Source organism: Planococcus donghaensis MPA1U2 (assembly GCF_000189395.1).
Classification (GTDB): Bacteria; Bacillota; Bacilli; order Bacillales_A; family Planococcaceae; genus Planococcus; species Planococcus donghaensis_B.
Genome location: NZ_AEPB01000038.1, coordinates 104,242 through 122,094, shown reverse-complemented (window position 1 = coordinate 122,094; position 17,853 = coordinate 104,242). Strand labels below are relative to the sequence as shown.

The following is a 17,853-nucleotide window of genomic DNA, read 5'->3' as shown; positions in this document are numbered from 1 at the left end:
GCACCCCGTTATTCCGGTTTTTTTGAAATGATCGTCACCCAGTCTTCCATCATCATAACATCTTCAATCACAAAGCCAGATGCTTCAAGAGCCGCTTTTACATCATTCTTTTTCGCAGAAATAATACCTGACGTAATATAAACTCCGCCTGGTTTCACAATTTTAAATGCATCATCTGTAAATGACATAATAACTTCAGCCAAAATATTGGCTACTACGACGTCACCTGGTTGGTCTATTTTATCTGTTAAATTGCCTTCTTCTACCGTCACAACATGTTGAACTTTATTGAGTTTAACGTTGATGTTCGCAGATCTCACTGCAACTTCATCTAAATCCAGTGCATACACTTCTTTAGCGGATAATAAAGCTGCTCCAATTGCCAATACTCCAGAACCGGTACCGATATCAATAACGCGATCATTTGGTTTGACCATTTTCTCTAATGCTTGGAGACTCATCACCGTTGTTGGGTGAGTTCCTGTACCAAAAGCCATTCCAGGATCTAATTCAATGATTAACTCGTCGCTTGAAACCGGGTTATACGTTTCCCATGTTGGAACAATTGTAAAACGTTTAGAAATTTTCACAGGGTGATAATATTTCTTCCACGCTGTTGCCCATTCTTCTTCGTTTACTTCACTAATGGTTACTTCGTTTTTACCCAAGTTAATATCGAATGCCACTAAATTATTTATCGCTAGTTTAATCGCTTCTACCGTTTCTCCTAAAAAGCTATTAACAGGAAGATACGCTTTTAAAATAACGCCATCTACCGGGAAGTCTTCAGGATCTAGTGAATAAATTTCACCAAAGCGATCTTCTCGTTCTTTTGTTAAATCATCCGAATCTTCGATGACTACACCGCTTGCGCCTGCTTCGTGCATGATATTGGAAACTGCTTCAATTGCTTCATTTGTCGTATGAATCGACAGTTCTGACCATTTCAATAGTGCCCAGCTCCTTTTCCGCTTTTACAGTCAGTAAGACTCTCACATAATGCAAGAGTCTTCTGTCTGTAAAATTGAATTGCTTTAGCTGCCGATGATTAATAGAGCTTTTGTCATATCCAGCTCTTATCAGTCGCCTTTTATTGTACGTTTGATTTTTGCAAAAAGAGAACTGCTGTGTTCTTCCGGAATATCTCCGCTAATTTCAGCAAATTCACGTAATAGCTGTTTTTGCTTCTCGCTAAGTTTTGTTTGTGTTTTTATGCGAACAATAATATGTTGATCCCCTGTTCCATATCCGTGGACATTTTTAACTCCTTTGCCCTTCAAACGGAAACGTGCTCCACTTTGTGTACCGGCTGGAATTTTCAGTTTTACTTTCCCTGAAATTGTAGGAACTTCAATCTCATCACCTAATGCTGCTTGTGGATACGTGACCGATATTTCTAAATAGATGTCATCGCCTTCACGTTGGAAGTCCTTATGCGGTTTTACGCGGAAGACAACATATAGGTCTCCTGCCGGTCCTCCGTTAACACCTGGACCACCTTGACCTGTCACACGTAGTTGTTGACCATCGTCAACGCCCGCTGGAATCGTGACTTTGATTTTGTTAACTTTGCGGACTTTTCCTTGGCCGCGGCAAGTTGTACATTTCTCTTCGATAATTTGGCCTGAACCTTCACAATGCTGACAAGTACGACGATTGACCATGCGACCAAAAGGTGTATCTTGTGTGACATTCATCTGACCCGAACCTTCGCAATATGGACACGTCTTTTTCTTCGTCCCCGGTTTAGCTCCAGAACCATCACATGTGCCACATGTTTCATCTTTAGGAATTTCAACTTCAGTTTCTTTACCAAATACAGCGTCCATGAAATCAATCGTCATCGAATACTGCAAATCGTCCCCTTTACGAGGCGCATTCGGGTCACGACGTCTTGCACCGCCACCAAAGAACGTACTGAAAATATCGTCGAAACCAAACCCTTCTGCTCCGCCACCAAAGCCTTGGTTTGGATCTTGATGACCAAATTGATCGTATTGTGCACGTTTTTGATCGTCACTTAATACTTCATAGGCATCTTTTACTTCTTGAAATTTCTCAGATGCATTTGCATCTTTATTAATATCTGGGTGGAATTTTTTCGATAAAGTCCGGTATGCTTTTTTAATCTCTTCTTTGGAAGCAGACTTGGATACACCCAGCACTTCATAATAATCTCGCTTGTTCATAAGTCACTCTCCCTTAGCAATCATTAGTAATTGTACACGGTTTAAATCCTCGTTGCAAAGACATTGAAAAAGCCAAAGCATGTTGCTTTGCTTTGACTTTTCAAGGTATTACTTATTGTCGTCGTTTACTTCTTCAAACTCTGCATCGACAACGTCGTCGTTATCAGATGATGCATTTTCATCTTGTCCAGCTTGTTGAGCTGCTGCTGCTTGCTCGTAAGCTTTCATAGAAAGACCTTGCAAGATTTCTTGTAATTTGTCTTTTTTCTCACGGATGTCTTCAGTGTTATCCGACTCTAATGCCGCTTTTAGTTCATCGCGTGCATCTTCCGCTTGTTTTTTCTCTTCTTCAGTAACCACTTCACCAAGATCTGTGATTGTTTTATCAGTTTGGAAGACAGCTTGATCTGCTTCGTTGCGAAGTTCTACTTCTTCTTTCACTTTCGCATCTGCTTCAGCATTTTCTTCCGCTTCTTTGATCATGCGTTCAATTTCATCATCAGATAATGATGTATTTGATTGAATTGTGATCGTTTGTTCTTTTTGTGTTCCAAGATCTTTCGCTTTAACACTTACAATACCGTTTTTATCGATATCAAAGCTTACTTCAATTTGTGGAACGCCACGTGGTGCTGGTGGAATATCAGCTAATTGGAAACGACCAAGCGTTTTGTTAGCTGCTGCCATCGGACGCTCACCTTGTAATACATGAATATCTACAGCTGGCTGGTTATCAGCAGCAGTTGAGAATGTTTGTGATTTTGAAGTTGGGATTGTTGTGTTGCGCTCGATTAGTTTCGTAAACACACCGCCCATTGTTTCAATACCAAGAGATAATGGAGTTACGTCTAATAAAACAACGTCTTTAACGTCTCCAGTTAAAACGCCACCTTGTACAGCTGCACCCATTGCTACAACTTCATCCGGGTTAACGCCTTTATGCGGATCTTTACCAGTTTCTTTTTTAACGGCTTCTTGTACAGCTGGAATACGAGTAGATCCACCAACCAAGATTACGCGGTCAAGTTCAGAAGCTGAAATTCCAGCATCTTTTAATGCTTGACGAGTAGGTCCCATAGTACGTTCTACTAATGAAGAAGTTAATTCGTCAAATTTCGCACGGCTCATTGTAATTTCCAAGTGAAGCGGTCCTTCTGCTCCAGCTGTGATAAATGGCAATGAAATTTGTGTTGAAGAAACGCCTGACAAGTCTTTTTTCGCTTTTTCAGCAGCATCTTTCAAGCGCTGAGTAGCCATTTTGTCTTTAGACAAGTCTACGCCATTTTCTTTTTTGAATTCTTGTACTAAATAATCGATGATGATTTTATCAAAGTCATCGCCACCAAGACGGTTATCGCCGGCAGTTGATTTTACTTCAAATACGCCATCGCCAAGTTCAAGGATTGATACGTCAAACGTACCGCCACCTAGGTCATAAACAAGAATTGTTTCGTCTGTATCTGTTTTATCAAGACCATAAGCTAAAGCTGCTGCAGTTGGCTCGTTAATAATACGTTCTACTTCAAGACCTGCAATACGTCCAGCGTCTTTTGTTGCTTGACGTTCTGCATCGTTAAAGTAAGCAGGAACCGTAATAACAGCTCTTGATACTTTTTCGCCTAAATATTCTTCAGCGTAACCTTTAATGTATTGTAAGATCATTGCAGAAACTTCTTGAGCTGTATACTCTTTGCCTTCTGCAGTTACTTTTTCTTGTGTACCCATTAAACGTTTAATTGATTGAATTGTGTTTGGGTTTGTGATTGATTGGCGTTTTGCTACTTCGCCGACTTGACGTTCGCCATTTTTGAAAGCTACAACAGAAGGAGTTGTACGGTTACCTTCTGGATTTGGAATAATTTTTGGTTCGCCGCCTTCTAATACTGCGACTGCTGAGTTTGTTGTACCTAAGTCAATACCGATAATTTTGCTCATTTTTGAATTCCTCCATTAATTTTATTCGTTTACTTTTACCATTGCAGGACGTAGAACTCGATCTTTCAGGATATAGCCTTTTTGCAATTCCTGTAAAACCACTCCCGGCTCTGCAGAATCATCTTTTTCTTGCATAACAGCTTGATGAAAATTCGGGTCGAATTGTTCGCCGACCGATTTAATTTCTTCTAAGCCTTCACGGTTTACCGCTTCAAGTAAAGATTTTTGCACCATTTCAATGCCTTTTAGCAACGAAGCAGATTCTTCACTTTTCGTTGTGGCTGACATTGCACGTTCAAAGTTGTCTAAGACCGGTAAAAGGTCTGCTAGCAACGATTGTGAACGGAATTTATTGGCAAGTTCTTTATCTTTTTGAGTGCGCCTTTTGAAATTATCATAATCGGCTAACAGGCGCAAATATTTGTTTTGCTCTGCTTCTAGTTGCTTCCGAAGCTCTTCAACTTCGTCTACTGTTTCTGCCTCTTCTTCAACAGGAAGGTCAGTTTCTGGCGTTTCTGTGTCCACCACTTCTGACTGTTCTTCTGTTTCAGTCGCTTTTACATCGACGTCTTCAGCCGTTACCTGTTCTTCTGTTTTTAATGACTCATTTTTTTTCGGCAATTTTGTTCCTCCTTTGTTCACGTTCCTTTAAACATTCGGTTTAGTTCTTTCGATAAGTCGCCACTTAGTAAATCTAAGATTGAAACGATACGTTTATAATCCATTCGTTTCGGGCCGACTATTGCAATTGAACCCGTCTGTTCTTTTCCAGTATCATACGATACCGTAATGACACTGCAATCTTCCATTGCTGTAAGCGTGTTTTCCGACCCAATGCGTATGTGGAGGCCTTGGCTTCCAACCGGCAAAATCATCGGAATATGCTTAGCTTCTTCCATAACATCCATCAAATTTCTGATTTTGTGAAGATCGTGAAAATCAGGTTGTTTCAAGATGTTCAATTTTCCTCCATAATAGATGTTTTCATCTTCATGAGGCAATAAAACCGCTTGTCTAAACGTATGGAACAGCTCGCCGTAACGCTCAACATGCTGCTTTAATATCGATAACGTTTCTTGTTCCAACCGCAGATGCAGGTTGTTTAGCGCCACACCTACTAGCCGTTCATTAAGAATATTCGTCATTTTTTCAATGTCCGATGGGTTTAATCCTGGCGGAATTGAAAAGACACGATTTTCTACATGTCCGGTATTGGTAACGATAATTGCTACTGCTGTATCTTGGCTTAACGGAACAATTGATAAATTCTTAACGATATGTCTGCGCACATCAGGGCCGAGTAAGATGGACGTGTAATTGGTCAGTTCTGAAAGAATCATCGCAGATCGCTTGATGATTTCTTCCGTTTCCGTTAATTTTTCTTCGAAAATCGAGCGCAATTGCACAATGTCCTCTTTCGGCAACGGTCTTGGCGTCAGCAAATGATCGACGTAATAACGGTATCCTTTTTCAGAAGGAATGCGTCCGGAAGACGTATGTGTTTTTTCCAAAAAGCCCAGTCTTTCTAACTCCGCTAATTCGTTACGAATTGTTGCGGGGCTAAAAGGAGTTTCAAGCTTTTTGGAGAGTTGGTTCGATCCTACCGGCTGAGCTGATTGAATATAATCATCTACTGTCACTTTTAAAATGAGCAGTTGCCGTTCTGTTAACATGATCATCACCTCTGTTAGCACTCTATGTGTTCGAGTGCTAAGACTACATTTAAATTAACAAATAAAAACAACAATGTCAACGCAAGAGCTTTAAGCTAATAAAAATTGTTGAAAAACCTCATTGCCTACAAATCGTCCTTTTCTTGTTAACTTAAGAAACCCATTTGCAATCTCTAAATTTCCTTGCGCAATTTCTTTGTCTAAAATTGTGCCATAAACATCTTGCATCGGTTTTTGAAATTTAGTTTGAAAGTGATGTAAAGAAACACCTGCCGTTTTTCGAAGACCTAAAAACATTTCTTCTTCCATTTTTTCATGTGGCGGCACTATGTGTGTGCTTAAAATCGGACGTTCTCCTTCATCTAATGGAGACATGTATTTTTTTAACGGTCCCGCATTTGAATAGCGTACGCCATCCACATAACCATGTGCTCCGGCACCAACACCAATATATTCAACATTGTCCCAATACAAAAGATTGTGATGAGATTCGTGTCCCGGACGTGCAAAATTAGAAATTTCGTATTGCTTTAACCCACGTTTATCCATCTCATTCATTAACTTTTCATACATATCTGCCTCTAAATCTTCTGTCACGGTATTTAACTTGCCTTTTGTCATTAAATTATAAAACACCGTTTTCGGTTCAATGATCAATGAATATGCCGAGAAATGGGGCATATCAAAAGCAAATGCTCTCTCTAGTGTATCGTCCCATTGCTGCATTGATTGACCGGGTAAGCCGTACATCAAGTCAAAACTCAAGTTTTCAAAACCGACTTGTCGCGCCGAATCTACCGCTCGTTTCACATCTGAATTGCTATGCGTTCGACCGAGTCGTTTTAGTAAGTCTTCATCAAAAGACTGAACACCCATACTTAACCGATTTACTCCACCATCAAACAAAACTTGCATTTTGTCTTTGGTTAGTTCGTCCGGATTGGCTTCAGATGTCCACTCCAAGTTCTCGGCCATAGGCACGTAGCGATGAATATAGGCAAGTAACTTTTCTAATTGAGCCGGCGTCAGCGATGTCGGCGTTCCGCCTCCTAAAAAAATCGTTTCTAGCGGCTTATCCAGTGCGCCTTGTTGTTTCCAAAGTGCTAGCTCTTTGCCTAATGAGTCGATATACGCATCGACAGGTTGATCTTTAAAATAAACTTTATTGAAATCACAGTAAAAACAAATTTGGTGACAGAATGGAATGTGGATATACAATCCCTTTACCATTTTATTTCCTCTTTTCTAATAAGAAAAGGAGGCTGAAATTCCGCCTCCTTTTTTTCGTTTTATTTTGATTGGTCATCCATTTTCAGGATTGCCATGAACGCTTCTTGTGGAACTTCAACAGATCCAACTTGCTTCATGCGCTTTTTACCTTCTTTTTGCTTGTCGAGAAGTTTCCGTTTACGGGAAATATCGCCGCCATAACATTTCGCAAGAACGTTTTTACGTATCGCACTGATGGTCTGTCGTGCAACAATTTTTTGACCGATAGCTGCTTGAATCGGCACTTCGAATTGCTGACGAGGGATTAAATTTTTCAACTTATCTACAATTACTTTTCCGCGCTCATAAGCAAAGTCACGGTGAACGATAAAGCTCAATGCATCCACTTGCTCCGAATTTAACAAAATATCCATCTTCACAAGCTTAGATTCTTTGTAACCGATCAATTCATAGTCAAAAGATGCATAACCTTTTGTTCCTGATTTCAACTGATCGAAGAAATCATAAACAATTTCAGCTAATGGCAGTTCGTAAATGATGCTTACACGAATGTCATCCACATAATCCATCGTCAAGAAGTTCCCACGTTTGCGCTGACAAATTTCCATAACGGCACCTACGTATTCATTTGGTACCATTACTGTCGCTTTCACATAAGGTTCTTCAACCAATTGAATTTTTTGAGCATCTGGCATCATCGCCGGGTTATCAATTTTCAAAACTTCTCCGTCGGTCATATGAACATCATAAATTACACTTGGAGCTGTTGTGATCAAGTCAATTTTAAATTCACGCTCGATACGCTCTTGAATAATCTCCATATGCAATAAACCTAAGAAACCACAACGGTAACCAAAGCCAAGTGCTTGAGAAGATTCAGGTTCAAATTGCAACGCTGCATCGTTTAACTCTAATTTCTCTAGTGCGTCACGCAAATCATTGTATTTCGATGTATCAATCGGGTAAAGTCCGCAATAAACCATTGGGTTTAATCGACGGTAACCAGGTAATGCTTTGTCTGCAGGATTATTAGCTAGTGTAATGGTATCACCTACTGTGGAATCCCCAACGTTTTTAATGCCAGCTGTTAAAAAGCCTACATCTCCCACTGTTAACTCTTCGCGAAGAGTTGCGTGTGGTGTGAAAACGCCAGCTTCAATAACTTCAAATTCTTTACCAGAAGCCATCATTTGAATGCGGTCACCTGGTTTTAGTCTTCCTTGAACAATCCGAATATACGCAACGACACCGCGGTAAGGGTCGTAAATCGAATCAAAAATCAATGCTTGAAGCGGCGCTTCAGGATCTCCAACTGGAGCTGGGACTTTCGCAACCACTTGTTCCAAAATTTCTTCAATGCCGATTCCTGCTTTTGCTGAAGCTAATACAGCTTCAGAAGCATCTAATCCAATTACGTCTTCAATTTCTTGACGTACACGCTCTGGGTCAGCTGCAGGCAAATCGATTTTATTGATAACCGGAAGGATTTCCAAGTCATTATCTAATGCCAAATAAACGTTAGCCAATGTTTGCGCTTCGATTCCTTGTGCAGCATCAACAACCAATACAGCTCCTTCACAAGCCGCTAAACTACGTGAAACTTCGTAAGTAAAGTCGACATGTCCGGGTGTATCGATTAAATGCATAATATACGTTTCTCCGTCTTTTGCTTTATAGTTAAGCTGGACGGCGTTTAATTTAATCGTAATGCCACGCTCTCGTTCAAGATCCATCGAATCGAGAGACTGAGCTTTCATTTCGCGGGAAGTTAATGCTTCTGTCATTTCTAAAATTCGATCTGCAAGTGTCGATTTACCATGATCGATGTGCGCAATAATCGAGAAGTTACGGATTTTACTTTGGCGGGATAATCTTTCCTCATTGTTCATTCTCTTCACTCCTATATAAACTACTATGAATTATAGCAGTACAGCTAACATTGAGCAATGAAAGCCCGTGAAATCATTTCACTGTCAAGGCAAACTTCTTTGCACGTAACTATTGCATTCCTGTCGCTGATTTGATAAAATAACTCATGTTGTATAGAGACATTAAAGAGTTGGGATGATTTCCGCTCTTCCATATTGTCTAGGAGGTGAAATACATGCCAAACATTAAATCTGCAATCAAACGTGTGCGCACGAACGACACTAAAAACGCTCAAAACTCACATGTGAAATCAGCAATGCGTTCTTCTATTAAGAAAGCTGAAACAGCTTTGACTAACAAAGACGATAACGCTAACGATACTGTAAAAGTGGCGATCCAACAGGTGGAAAAAGCAGCTTCTAAAGGCTTGATCCACAAAAACACTGCAGCTCGTAAAAAATCTCGCTTGATGAAACAACAAGCGTAACACATTAAAAAGCCGGTTCCTCTAGAGGAGCCGGCTTTTTGCTATAGTTATTGCTTTTTTTGGCCTGCACGTTTCATTAAGAAAAATTCCAGTATGCGGTCGCGATTGCCACTTAATGTTTTTAGTTGCAAATCGATGTCCGCCAAATCACCTAACACTAAAAGCAATCGTTTTTCAGAAATTTGCTGACGCTTTTCAACCAATAACTTGACCCGGTATGGATGGGCTTTTAATTGTTTTGAAATTTGCTGTGCGTGATAACCTTTTTTCTGCAAATAATAAACTTGAATCATAAAACGAATTTGAGAAGCTAGTAATGCCGTTAACGCCACCGGCTCTTCTTTTTGACGCAGTAAATCGTAATAGACGCTGAGCGCTTCACTAACATTGCCATCTAAATACGCCTGAAGCATTTTAAATGCATCTTGTTCCAGTGTTCGCGCCGTCATTTGTTCTACAAGCTCTACTGTAATATCTTCATCAGAAGATCCGAGGTATAAAGACATCTTTTCGATTTCTGAAGAAAGTAACGTTAAATTCGTACCGGCCATCTCCATTAATCGTTGCGCGGCTTTTATCCCGATGCCTTTGCCAAAATTCTTCGCTTCGTGCATTAACCACGTTTCCAAATCATTTGCTTGCAACGATTTCGCTTCGATCAATACGGTATGTTGTTTCATTTGCTTGGTTACTTTTTTACGTTCGTCTAATTTTTCATAAGGTGCCACAAAAATTGTCACTGAACTGCTTGGCGGATGTTCAAGCCACGCTTCTAACGCTTTTAAATCGTGGTTAATTTTTTCTTTGCCACGTTCTGCAGCTTTTAAAAACGATGCATTGCGAGCAATGATCAACTTGCGATCGCTAAAAAATGGAAACGTATCTGCTTCATCAATCACGTGTTCTACTGGCACTTCATCTAAATCAAAAAACGTCAGCTCTAGTTCGCCATCTACCGTCAATTTATCTTTTAACAAGTCTAAGGTTTTTTCAATAAAATAGCTTTCTGTTCCTACAATGAGATAAACAGGGTCTATTTGTCCGCTGCGTATGGATTTCCACACGGAAGTAATCATCTTATCAGCCTCCCCTCTCTCTACTATATCGGATTTTCACCCCTTTGTGTATTTGACAGTTATGTGTCGGTGCGAAAATTCATCCGTATAAGTTTACTTCAATCTAGATTTTTGGTGAGTCTTCGCTTATAATTATAAGGAATTAGGAGGGATTTCAATGAATGAATTTGAACAGAATGTACAGTCCAAACGTAACGATGCAATCGACGCGGGAATGGGCTTCGTCGTATCCTTTGGATTTTTCGCCCTTATCTTTATCATCGCTGGACTTGTACAGTTCGCTGCGCGGTAATTAAATCAAAAAAAGGTTCAGGTTTTTTATAACCCGAACCTTTTTTTATTTTGTAATGAATCTGTGCGCTTCACCGGTCTGTCTTATGCCCGTCAGAGCTACACGTGCGCTTCCGCTTTTCTTTTGTCCTAGCGCATGGTTTCAAGTTGAATTCCATTTTTATCATACAGCAACATAATGCTGCCATTGTCTGCAGTATTTAAAGTTTTTAGCTTTAATTTGTTATACCGCTCGATTACTTCTGGACTTGGATGACCATAACGGTTGTCTTTCCCTGTTGAGAAAATGGATAATTGCGGAGAAAGTACTGATAAAAATTCTTCACTGCTAGATGTTTTACTGCCATGATGTCCCACTTTCAGCACAGTCAGTCCCGCGAGTTCTCCGCTAAACGACTCTAACAAATCTTTTTCCCCTTCAGCTTCTAAATCTCCTGTAAACAAGACACGATAGTTCTCGGTTTTCATCAAAAGTACGAGTGAATCGTTATTGCCTTCATAGTTTGTATCATTCGGCGACAAATAAACAAAATCGGTTCTGCCTATGTGCCAATTAGATCCAGCGGCTGGGAATACTACTTCTGCTTCTGCGGTGAACGGTGCAAGTTCCCGCATTAAAGTATTTGACGCAGACCCCGGTGTTAAATGCAGCTCTTCCACTTGAAACAACTCGAAAATTTCTTCTGCTCCTTCTGCATGATCTGCGTCGGGATGCGAAAGAATCAAAGCATCCAGCGATGAAATGCCTTGGCCTTTTAAATAAGGTGCTACAATTTGTCGACCAATTTCATATGGTCGCTTTTTTTCTTTAAAAGCTTCAACATCAAATCGAAGCAAGCCTCCACTATCTATTAAGTAAACAGCTTGACGGTAAGGCAATTCAATAACTGCACTATCGCCTTGTCCCACATCTAAAAAAGTTACTTTTAATCTCGGATCCATATATGGCATTAACGTAAATAACAATGCTGGCACTATTAAAATCAGCAAATACCGCCAGCGAAACTTGCGTTCAACAGCACAATAAAAAAAGTAAACACTGCTCATCAACAAGACGAATATCCCGAGCCCGGGTTTTCCCGGCACCCACAATTGATACGGTAAGCTCGCCAATCCATTCATTAACACATCAACTTGTTGACGTAGCGGTTCATAGAAATAAAAAACAAAGTTTGCTGCTGGTAGAAAAACAGCAGTTAAACACAACAACAAGAAATTTGCCGGCAAAATAACTACAGTAAATAGCGGAACAAATAAGCTATTGACGACAAATGCGGATAATGACAACTCATAAAAATGAAACAGCAATAACGGATACAATGTTACTTGGGAGATAAATGTAATGACAAATCCTGCTTTTATCGGTGATTGTATCGTACGCAACATATTTAACGAATAAATAATGCCAAATGTTGCTCCATACGACAACTGAAAACCAATTTTATACATGGCATATGGATCCCATAAAACAAAAATCAACATACTAGTTAACATAATATTCGCAAGTGAAAACTTAATGTTCATGAGTTTCCCACTTGTGACAATGACTACCATGCCAACCGCTCGCCAAACAGACGGAGCTCCACCTGCAATTACTGCATATAAAGGTAAAACGAGCAATAAAATGACTAACGCTGACTCTTTTCGAATATGCAATCGTATAAGAACAACGTATAACAATCCCGAGGCAATACCTACATGTAAACCCGAAATCGCGAACAAATGAGAAATCCCGAGTGTTTGGTGTATGCGCCGATCTTCTGGCTCCATATTTTCGCGCTCTCCAATTAATAACGCTTCCGCTTCTGCTGCCAAGCTTTCCGGAAAATATTTGCGAATATGCCGTTTCACTATATCTCTTCTTTTTAATAAGTGATTTAACCACGTTTTGTTTTCCGTTACGCCATTGATCGACTCAACTCTTAACATTGAAGCTGCTCCATTATGACGTAAATAATGAGTCATATTAAAAGAATAGCGGTGAGAAGGCGGTGTAGCTTCTTCAAAAACACCAGTCACTATAAATTTAGAATTACTCACTAACCGTTCCATATGAAGCTTTTGCTCGTTCGATGTTAATCGAAAACGAGCATAAACGATTGTTCCATCTTGTAATCTAGCAAATCCTCTAAGGCTATCGCCATCAATTACAGTACCCGTACGAAAAACAAGTTCTCCTGAATAAGGCTGTGAAGTATCAACGATATCGTTACCACGCAAATCCTGTACGATATAAACGCCACAAACAAATAGAAAAGTTAGGACAATAAATGTCCATTTTTCTTTTTTCCAATACATCCAACTAAAAAGCAGCGCCATGAACACGAGTTGAACCGCTGTTTCATGCGCTGCATATGTAGCCATAATCGTAGCTACTGCTACGTAGAGAAGAAGACTTGTTGTTATACTTCGATTTCTCCGAATAATTCATTCACCCGTTCACTATAATGGGCCAATTCTTCTTCGCTTCCACCTTTTTCACGCAATTTTTCAAGCAGTTCGATATAAAGAGCTGATTTTTCAACACTTAAAAAATCAATCTTTCGCTCATCAAACATGACTTGCACTACTTCTACTCCAGCTTGTTCTAATAATTCGATCGCATACTCGTGATTTTTGTAATCAGAGGCATAATAGAGTCGGGCAATTCCTGCTTGGATAATTGACTTGGTGCATTGCAGGCAAGGAAAATGACTTACATACATATCAGCTCCATTGACACTGACGCCGTACTTTGAACATTGCAATAACGCATTCATTTCTGCATGAATGGTTCGCACACAATGTCCATCGACAACATAACAGCCTTTATCGATACAATGGTCTCCGCCTGAAATTGATCCATTATAGCCTCCAGCCATGATTCTCCGATCGCGTACAATCGTTGCACCGACAGCAAGCCGTGTACAAGTGCTTCTAAGTGCGAGCAAATGGCTTTGTGCCATAAAAAATTGATCCCAAGTTATTCGCTTCATTTAATTGCCTCCTGCTTGTTTAGTTAAAATAAGTGTAGCAGAGGAGGCATTTTCGTCAACTGCCTTTTAGCATGTTCTTTTTATTTTGCGACGATTAGATCTTGCAGTTTTTCAAATGTTTTATCGCCAATACCCGTTACTTCTTTTAATTGTTCTGGCGCATTAAATTTCCCTATCTCATCTCTATAAGCAAGAATCGCAGCGGCTTTAGAAGGGCCTATGCCAGGGAGTTCCATCAACTCCGCCTCTGTTGCTTGGTTGATATTTATCAAGCCACCACCACTAGCTGTGACAGTCTGAGGAGATATTGGAACAACTTCCTCTTCTCCAGTCGCTGGTACGTAAAGACTGGTTTCGTCTACGACAATTTGCGCCAAATTAATCGCACGACTATCCGCTTCTGGGGTAAAACCTCCCGCTGCTTGAATAGCGTCTTGCATGCGGGATCCTGCTTCAAGCGCATAGACACCTGGCTTATTTACTTGGCCTTTTACATCAATCATTAAAGGTTCTGCTGTTTCGGGCATTTCGACTATTGGGGTTTCTGTCTGCTGAGGGGATTCAGCGTTGATTAATTCGAGAGCAGTAGCTGGAGATGACTCTTGTTGTTGAGGAAACAATAAATAAATCAAAAGCAGCGCAATGGCAACTGTGGGGATCAGGAACCATACAGGCTTGTTCTGAAGCTCGGAAAGTTTCACTTGCATTCCTCGTTTCTTCAGAAGGCAATTAAATAGAAGCTGTTTGAATTATATAATAATTGAAATGCGCTTGTCTATTTTTTTACAAACAAAAACCACCTGCAAGATGCAGATGGTTTTGTTCATTTTTTGGCGTAAAAGAAAACACGTTCACTTTCATCATCAGGAGACTGACTTGTAAAATCAGCGGTCACAGATTCTACAGAAAATCCAGCAGCTTCTAGCCATTTTTTGTATGTCTCAACTGAGAAAGTTCGTTGTTCGTGCGTTTCTTCAAAGCGCTCGAACAAGTCATTTTGACGCACAAAAAAAGTCATATCGTGAATGACGCTATGCGAGGCTTGACCTGGCTCTGTATGCCAAATATACGCAATCTCTTCAGCATCATAGACAAATGGACTGTCCATAAAAACAGTATCTACTTTAAAAACAGAATGGACATCAAAGAAAAAATGACCTCCTGGATTTAAAGCGCTATAAATTTCTTTAAACGTTTGCTGAACTTGTTCTTCGCTTTGCAAATAATTAAGAGAGTCTATTGCGATTGTGACAATATCAAAACCAGTTAACCCTTCTAAATTATCCATGGACAATTGCAGCACTGGGATTGCCTGATTCGCTTTTTGGAACCGTTGATTAGCCATCGTCAACATATCTTCAGACAAGTCACTCGCTGTTACGTCATAGCCCAATTCAGCAAAAAGTTGTGACAATGTGCCAGTTCCACACGCCACATCCAGCAATTTGCCAGAGGCAACATGGGAAGCGACCCATTCCACATACAGTTCGTAAGGAATATCTTCCATCAGTCCATCATAGACTGCGGCAAATTTTCCGTAGTTCATATTTCCATTTGCGGAGCTTCTCTCCACAGACGTTCAAGGTTATAATACGAGCGTTCATCTTTATGGAAAACATGAGCAACAACGTCACCAAGATCTACTAATACCCAACGTGCAGAGTCAAATCCTTCGACGCTTTTCACTTCGTGACCTTCTTCATGTGCTTTGTCCATAATTTCTTTTGCGATTGATTGAACTTGGCGATCAGAATTTCCTGTGCAGATAACAAAATAGTCAGCTAGCAACGAAATTCCCTCCATGTTCAAAACAACGATATCTTCTGCTTTTTTATCTTCTGCTGCGTTATACGCTACTTGTAGTAAAGTTTCTTTTGTCATTCTTTCACTTTCCCTTTCTGTTGCACGAAGCTATTAAAACACTTCAGTGAATCCGGAAATACCGGTTGATTTTTCGATTCTAAAAATTCGATAGAATGTTTGACCGAGGCTTCCATCATAACATCCAATCCTTGTTCTTTTAATTGTCGCAATTCTTCAACACCTGAAAATTTACGGTTAGGTTCGACTAAGTCTGCAATATAGACGACTTTTTCCAAATCAGACATATTTTCTCGTCCTGTTGTGTGATAACGGATCGCATTCAATACATCTTCATCTTCGACCCCAAATTCTGTTTTTGATAAATAAGCACCTACAGGAGCATGCCAAAGTTCTGCATGATATTCGAGCAACAATGGATCCATGTTTTCAGAAACAATAATGGATTTCATCCAGTCTCGATCTGAAAATTTCGCCACATCATGCAAGATCGCAGCAGTTTTTGCTTTGGTCTCGGAAACGTTAAATTTCTTAGCCAAGTCAACAGCCGTCTCTACTACACCTAACACATGCGTATACCGTTTTTCAGGAAGCCGTTCTTTAACTATCTGAAGCATTTGGCTGTGATCCATATAAGCGCTCCTTTCGAATATAAGCTTCCACTTTTTCGGGAACTAAATATATAAGTGACCGATTGGCAGCGGCACGTTCTCTCAACATCGTAGAAGATAACAATAATTCTGGTGAACGAATCATCATTACCGGATAAGGTGTCTCCCTATCATAACCCGGACGACTAACACCGATAAAGCGAATCAACTTGACTAACTCATCAATTCGATGCCAAGTGGCTAAGCCTTCTATCATATCTCCTCCGATAATGAAATAAAACTCCACATCAGGTTCTTTTTCGATCAATTTGGTTAATGTATCAAACGAATAAGAAACACCACCGTTTTTAATCTCGAAATCTTCCACTTTAAACTGAGGATGATCCGAAATTGCCAACTTGGTCATTGCTAGACGCTGCTCGGCACTAGCACCTGCAACGTCTTTATGAGGCGCAATATAATTGGGCATAAAGCGAACTTCATCTAATCCTGCTTCAAAAAGCGATTCATTCGCCATAATTAAGTGGCCGAGATGAGGAGGATTAAATGTTCCGCCTAATATCCCTACTTTTCTCATCTTTTAACCGGTAACTCAATTCGTTTATTGTTGACTGACTGTTTGTAAAGAACTACTGTATGGCCAATTAATTGAACCAATTGTGATTTTGTTCCTTTTGCCAGAGCTTTTGCTACTTCTTCTTTGCCATCTTCATTGTTTTGAAGAATGCTAATTTTTACTAATTCACGCTTTTCTAATGCTTCTTTGATTTGGACAAGCATTGCATCATTAACGCCGCCTTTCCCTACCTGGAAAATTGGTGCAAGATGATGTGCTTCGCTTTTCAAAAAGCTTTTTTGTTTAGTTGTTAACATAAGTGCCTCCTAGTTTTTCTGTAATCAATTCGATCATTTTCTCCGTATTTGGTTGGATCCCTGTCCATTTTTCAAATGCGATTGCACCTTGATAAACAAACATGCCGACACCATTTACAGTAACACAATTTTTTTCTTGTGCTTTTTTCAAAAAAGGTGTTTCAAGTGGATTGTAAATGATATCCGCAACCACCGTTTCTGGCTCCACTCGGTCTAAAGAAATTGGCAAAGCTTCGCCTGTTGCTAAACCAACAGATGTCGTTTGAATTAAAATCGCAAAATCAGCTAACCGTTCTTCTGACTCGATGAGTGTAATAGCTAATGCATTGGTATCAGCGGCCAACTCTTCTGCTCGACGGTAAGTCCGATTGGTAATTGTAACATCTGTAAATCCGGCGCGTTTTAATGCAAATGCAATGCCTCTTGCCGCACCACCAGCTCCTATTAATAACACTTTAGATGCTTTATCAACTGAGTGAACAAGCAATGAACGAACAAACCCGTCCCCGTCTGTATTCGACCCTGTATATTCTGCCCCAACCAAATTTACCGTATTAACGGCATTCATTTGCATCGCATTTTCTTCTAACTTCCCAAGTAAGGGAACGATAGATTGCTTATGTGGCAGCGTAATATTAAATCCACTAATCCCTAAAGTTTTCATCGCCTCAAATGATTTTTCAAGCTGCGCCGGTTCAACATGAAGCGGCAAATAAGCAGCATCAATATCATGTTCAGCAAACCACGTTTCATGCATGAACGGGGATAGCGAATGGGAAATCGGATCTCCGATAACCGCATACCATTTCTTCATCTGATAACC

At 40.1% G+C, this 17,853-nt stretch carries 19 protein-coding genes; 2 read left to right on the top strand and 17 right to left on the bottom strand.

The annotated features are described in order from the left end of the window. Positions 1 to 8 precede the first annotated feature (8 nt). The 7 genes from prmA to lepA all read right to left on the bottom strand — a co-directional run bounded on the left by prmA (position 9) and on the right by lepA (position 8,916). Positions 9 to 950, bottom strand: a complete 942-nt coding sequence (gene prmA / locus GPDM_RS11625; RefSeq protein ID WP_008431600.1) for a 50S ribosomal protein L11 methyltransferase — start codon at positions 948 to 950, stop codon at positions 9 to 11. 129 nt (positions 951 to 1,079) lie between these two features. Continuing rightward, positions 1,080 to 2,189: a molecular chaperone DnaJ gene (dnaJ, locus tag GPDM_RS11620; RefSeq protein ID WP_008431599.1), complete on the bottom strand. Its 1,110-nt coding sequence runs from the start codon at positions 2,187 to 2,189 to the stop codon at positions 1,080 to 1,082. A 108-nt stretch (positions 2,190 to 2,297) separates the two neighbouring features. Further along, complete coding sequence (gene dnaK / locus GPDM_RS11615; RefSeq protein WP_008431598.1) at positions 2,298 to 4,124, bottom strand: molecular chaperone DnaK; 1,827 nt, start codon at positions 4,122 to 4,124, stop codon at positions 2,298 to 2,300. Between the two features lie 21 nt (positions 4,125 to 4,145). Next, a complete protein-coding gene (grpE, locus tag GPDM_RS11610; RefSeq protein ID WP_008431596.1) occupies positions 4,146 to 4,745 on the bottom strand; it encodes a nucleotide exchange factor GrpE in 600 nt (199 codons plus the stop codon). 17 nt (positions 4,746 to 4,762) lie between these two features. Then, on the bottom strand, positions 4,763 to 5,797 hold the full coding sequence (gene hrcA, locus GPDM_RS11605) for a heat-inducible transcriptional repressor HrcA (protein WP_008431595.1): 1,035 nt from the start codon (positions 5,795 to 5,797) through the stop codon (positions 4,763 to 4,765). Between the two features lie 90 nt (positions 5,798 to 5,887). Further along, on the bottom strand, positions 5,888 to 7,027 hold the full coding sequence (gene hemW / locus GPDM_RS11600; protein ID WP_008431592.1) for a radical SAM family heme chaperone HemW: 1,140 nt from the start codon (positions 7,025 to 7,027) through the stop codon (positions 5,888 to 5,890). Between the two features lie 59 nt (positions 7,028 to 7,086). Continuing rightward, positions 7,087 to 8,916 carry a translation elongation factor 4 gene (gene lepA, locus GPDM_RS11595; RefSeq protein ID WP_008431590.1) on the bottom strand — a complete coding sequence of 610 codons (1,830 nt, stop codon included), beginning with the start codon at positions 8,914 to 8,916 and terminating at the stop codon, positions 7,087 to 7,089. A 215-nt stretch (positions 8,917 to 9,131) separates the two neighbouring features. On the opposite strand from lepA, the gene rpsT reads away from it, so the two are divergent. Beyond that, positions 9,132 to 9,383, top strand: a complete 252-nt coding sequence (gene rpsT, locus GPDM_RS11590) for a 30S ribosomal protein S20 (RefSeq protein WP_008431589.1) — start codon at positions 9,132 to 9,134, stop codon at positions 9,381 to 9,383. A gap of 47 nt (positions 9,384 to 9,430) precedes the next feature. Here rpsT and holA read toward each other — a convergent pair whose 3' ends face one another. After that, positions 9,431 to 10,459 (bottom strand): DNA polymerase III subunit delta, encoded by a 1,029-nt coding sequence (holA, locus tag GPDM_RS11585; protein WP_008431588.1) that lies wholly within the window; start codon positions 10,457 to 10,459, stop codon positions 9,431 to 9,433. A 157-nt stretch (positions 10,460 to 10,616) separates the two neighbouring features. Here holA and GPDM_RS16500 point away from each other — a divergent pair, with 157 nt between their 5' ends. Further along, positions 10,617 to 10,751, top strand: coding sequence for a YqzM family protein (locus GPDM_RS16500; protein WP_008431587.1), 135 nt, complete (start codon positions 10,617 to 10,619; stop codon positions 10,749 to 10,751). Positions 10,752 to 10,879: 128 nt separating this feature from the next. Here the strand turns inward: GPDM_RS16500 and GPDM_RS11575 are convergent, their stop codons facing one another. The 9 genes from GPDM_RS11575 to aroE all read right to left on the bottom strand — a co-directional run bounded on the left by GPDM_RS11575 (position 10,880) and on the right by aroE (position 17,844). Next, positions 10,880 to 13,114, bottom strand: a complete 2,235-nt coding sequence (locus tag GPDM_RS11575) for a DNA internalization-related competence protein ComEC/Rec2 (protein ID WP_008431586.1) — start codon at positions 13,112 to 13,114, stop codon at positions 10,880 to 10,882. Between the two features lie 38 nt (positions 13,115 to 13,152). Then, complete coding sequence (locus tag GPDM_RS11570) at positions 13,153 to 13,725, bottom strand: ComE operon protein 2 (protein ID WP_008431584.1); 573 nt, start codon at positions 13,723 to 13,725, stop codon at positions 13,153 to 13,155. Between the two features lie 80 nt (positions 13,726 to 13,805). Beyond that, positions 13,806 to 14,432: a helix-hairpin-helix domain-containing protein gene (locus tag GPDM_RS11565; RefSeq protein ID WP_008431583.1), complete on the bottom strand. Its 627-nt coding sequence runs from the start codon at positions 14,430 to 14,432 to the stop codon at positions 13,806 to 13,808. Positions 14,433 to 14,548: 116 nt separating this feature from the next. After that, positions 14,549 to 15,271 (bottom strand): class I SAM-dependent DNA methyltransferase, encoded by a 723-nt coding sequence (locus GPDM_RS11560; protein ID WP_008431581.1) that lies wholly within the window; start codon positions 15,269 to 15,271, stop codon positions 14,549 to 14,551. Continuing rightward, positions 15,268 to 15,606, bottom strand: coding sequence for a ribosome silencing factor (rsfS, locus tag GPDM_RS11555; RefSeq protein WP_008431578.1), 339 nt, complete (start codon positions 15,604 to 15,606; stop codon positions 15,268 to 15,270). The genes GPDM_RS11560 and rsfS overlap by 4 nt, the downstream gene beginning before the upstream one ends. After that, positions 15,603 to 16,178, bottom strand: coding sequence for a bis(5'-nucleosyl)-tetraphosphatase (symmetrical) YqeK (yqeK, locus tag GPDM_RS11550; RefSeq protein ID WP_008431576.1), 576 nt, complete (start codon positions 16,176 to 16,178; stop codon positions 15,603 to 15,605). Before yqeK ends, rsfS begins: the two co-directional genes overlap by 4 nt. Beyond that, positions 16,147 to 16,734: a nicotinate-nucleotide adenylyltransferase gene (locus GPDM_RS11545; RefSeq protein WP_008431575.1), complete on the bottom strand. Its 588-nt coding sequence runs from the start codon at positions 16,732 to 16,734 to the stop codon at positions 16,147 to 16,149. The genes yqeK and GPDM_RS11545 overlap by 32 nt, the downstream gene beginning before the upstream one ends. Beyond that, complete coding sequence (gene yhbY, locus GPDM_RS11540) at positions 16,731 to 17,030, bottom strand: ribosome assembly RNA-binding protein YhbY (protein WP_008431574.1); 300 nt, start codon at positions 17,028 to 17,030, stop codon at positions 16,731 to 16,733. Before yhbY ends, GPDM_RS11545 begins: the two co-directional genes overlap by 4 nt. Beyond that, positions 17,017 to 17,844 carry a shikimate dehydrogenase gene (gene aroE / locus GPDM_RS11535; RefSeq protein ID WP_008431573.1) on the bottom strand — a complete coding sequence of 276 codons (828 nt, stop codon included), beginning with the start codon at positions 17,842 to 17,844 and terminating at the stop codon, positions 17,017 to 17,019. The genes yhbY and aroE overlap by 14 nt, the downstream gene beginning before the upstream one ends. Between the last annotated feature and the right edge of the window lie 9 nt (positions 17,845 to 17,853).

Excerpts from the sequence above, each read along its gene's own strand:
- dnaK (WP_008431598.1), bottom strand. The coding sequence starts at position 4,124 with ATGAGCAAAATTATCGGTATTGACTTAGGTACAACAAACTCAGCAGTC.
- hemW (WP_008431592.1), bottom strand. The coding sequence starts at position 7,027 with ATGGTAAAGGGATTGTATATCCACATTCCATTCTGTCACCAAATTTGT.
- hrcA (WP_008431595.1), bottom strand. The coding sequence starts at position 5,797 with ATGTTAACAGAACGGCAACTGCTCATTTTAAAAGTGACAGTAGATGAT.
- holA (WP_008431588.1), bottom strand. The coding sequence starts at position 10,459 with ATGATTACTTCCGTGTGGAAATCCATACGCAGCGGACAAATAGACCCT.
- GPDM_RS11560 (WP_008431581.1), bottom strand. The coding sequence starts at position 15,271 with ATGAACTACGGAAAATTTGCCGCAGTCTATGATGGACTGATGGAAGAT.
- yhbY (WP_008431574.1), bottom strand. The coding sequence starts at position 17,030 with ATGTTAACAACTAAACAAAAAAGCTTTTTGAAAAGCGAAGCACATCAT.
- lepA (WP_008431590.1), bottom strand. The coding sequence starts at position 8,916 with ATGAACAATGAGGAAAGATTATCCCGCCAAAGTAAAATCCGTAACTTC.
- dnaJ (WP_008431599.1), bottom strand. The coding sequence starts at position 2,189 with ATGAACAAGCGAGATTATTATGAAGTGCTGGGTGTATCCAAGTCTGCT.
- GPDM_RS11545 (WP_008431575.1), bottom strand. The coding sequence starts at position 16,734 with ATGAGAAAAGTAGGGATATTAGGCGGAACATTTAATCCTCCTCATCTC.
- rsfS (WP_008431578.1), bottom strand. The coding sequence starts at position 15,606 with ATGACAAAAGAAACTTTACTACAAGTAGCGTATAACGCAGCAGAAGAT.
- yqeK (WP_008431576.1), bottom strand. The coding sequence starts at position 16,178 with ATGGATCACAGCCAAATGCTTCAGATAGTTAAAGAACGGCTTCCTGAA.
- GPDM_RS16500 (WP_008431587.1), top strand. The coding sequence starts at position 10,617 with ATGAATGAATTTGAACAGAATGTACAGTCCAAACGTAACGATGCAATC.
- aroE (WP_008431573.1), bottom strand. The coding sequence starts at position 17,844 with ATGAAGAAATGGTATGCGGTTATCGGAGATCCGATTTCCCATTCGCTA.
- GPDM_RS11565 (WP_008431583.1), bottom strand. The coding sequence starts at position 14,432 with ATGCAAGTGAAACTTTCCGAGCTTCAGAACAAGCCTGTATGGTTCCTG.
- GPDM_RS11575 (WP_008431586.1), bottom strand. The coding sequence starts at position 13,114 with ATGGCTACATATGCAGCGCATGAAACAGCGGTTCAACTCGTGTTCATG.
- GPDM_RS11570 (WP_008431584.1), bottom strand. The coding sequence starts at position 13,725 with ATGAAGCGAATAACTTGGGATCAATTTTTTATGGCACAAAGCCATTTG.
- rpsT (WP_008431589.1), top strand. The coding sequence starts at position 9,132 with ATGCCAAACATTAAATCTGCAATCAAACGTGTGCGCACGAACGACACT.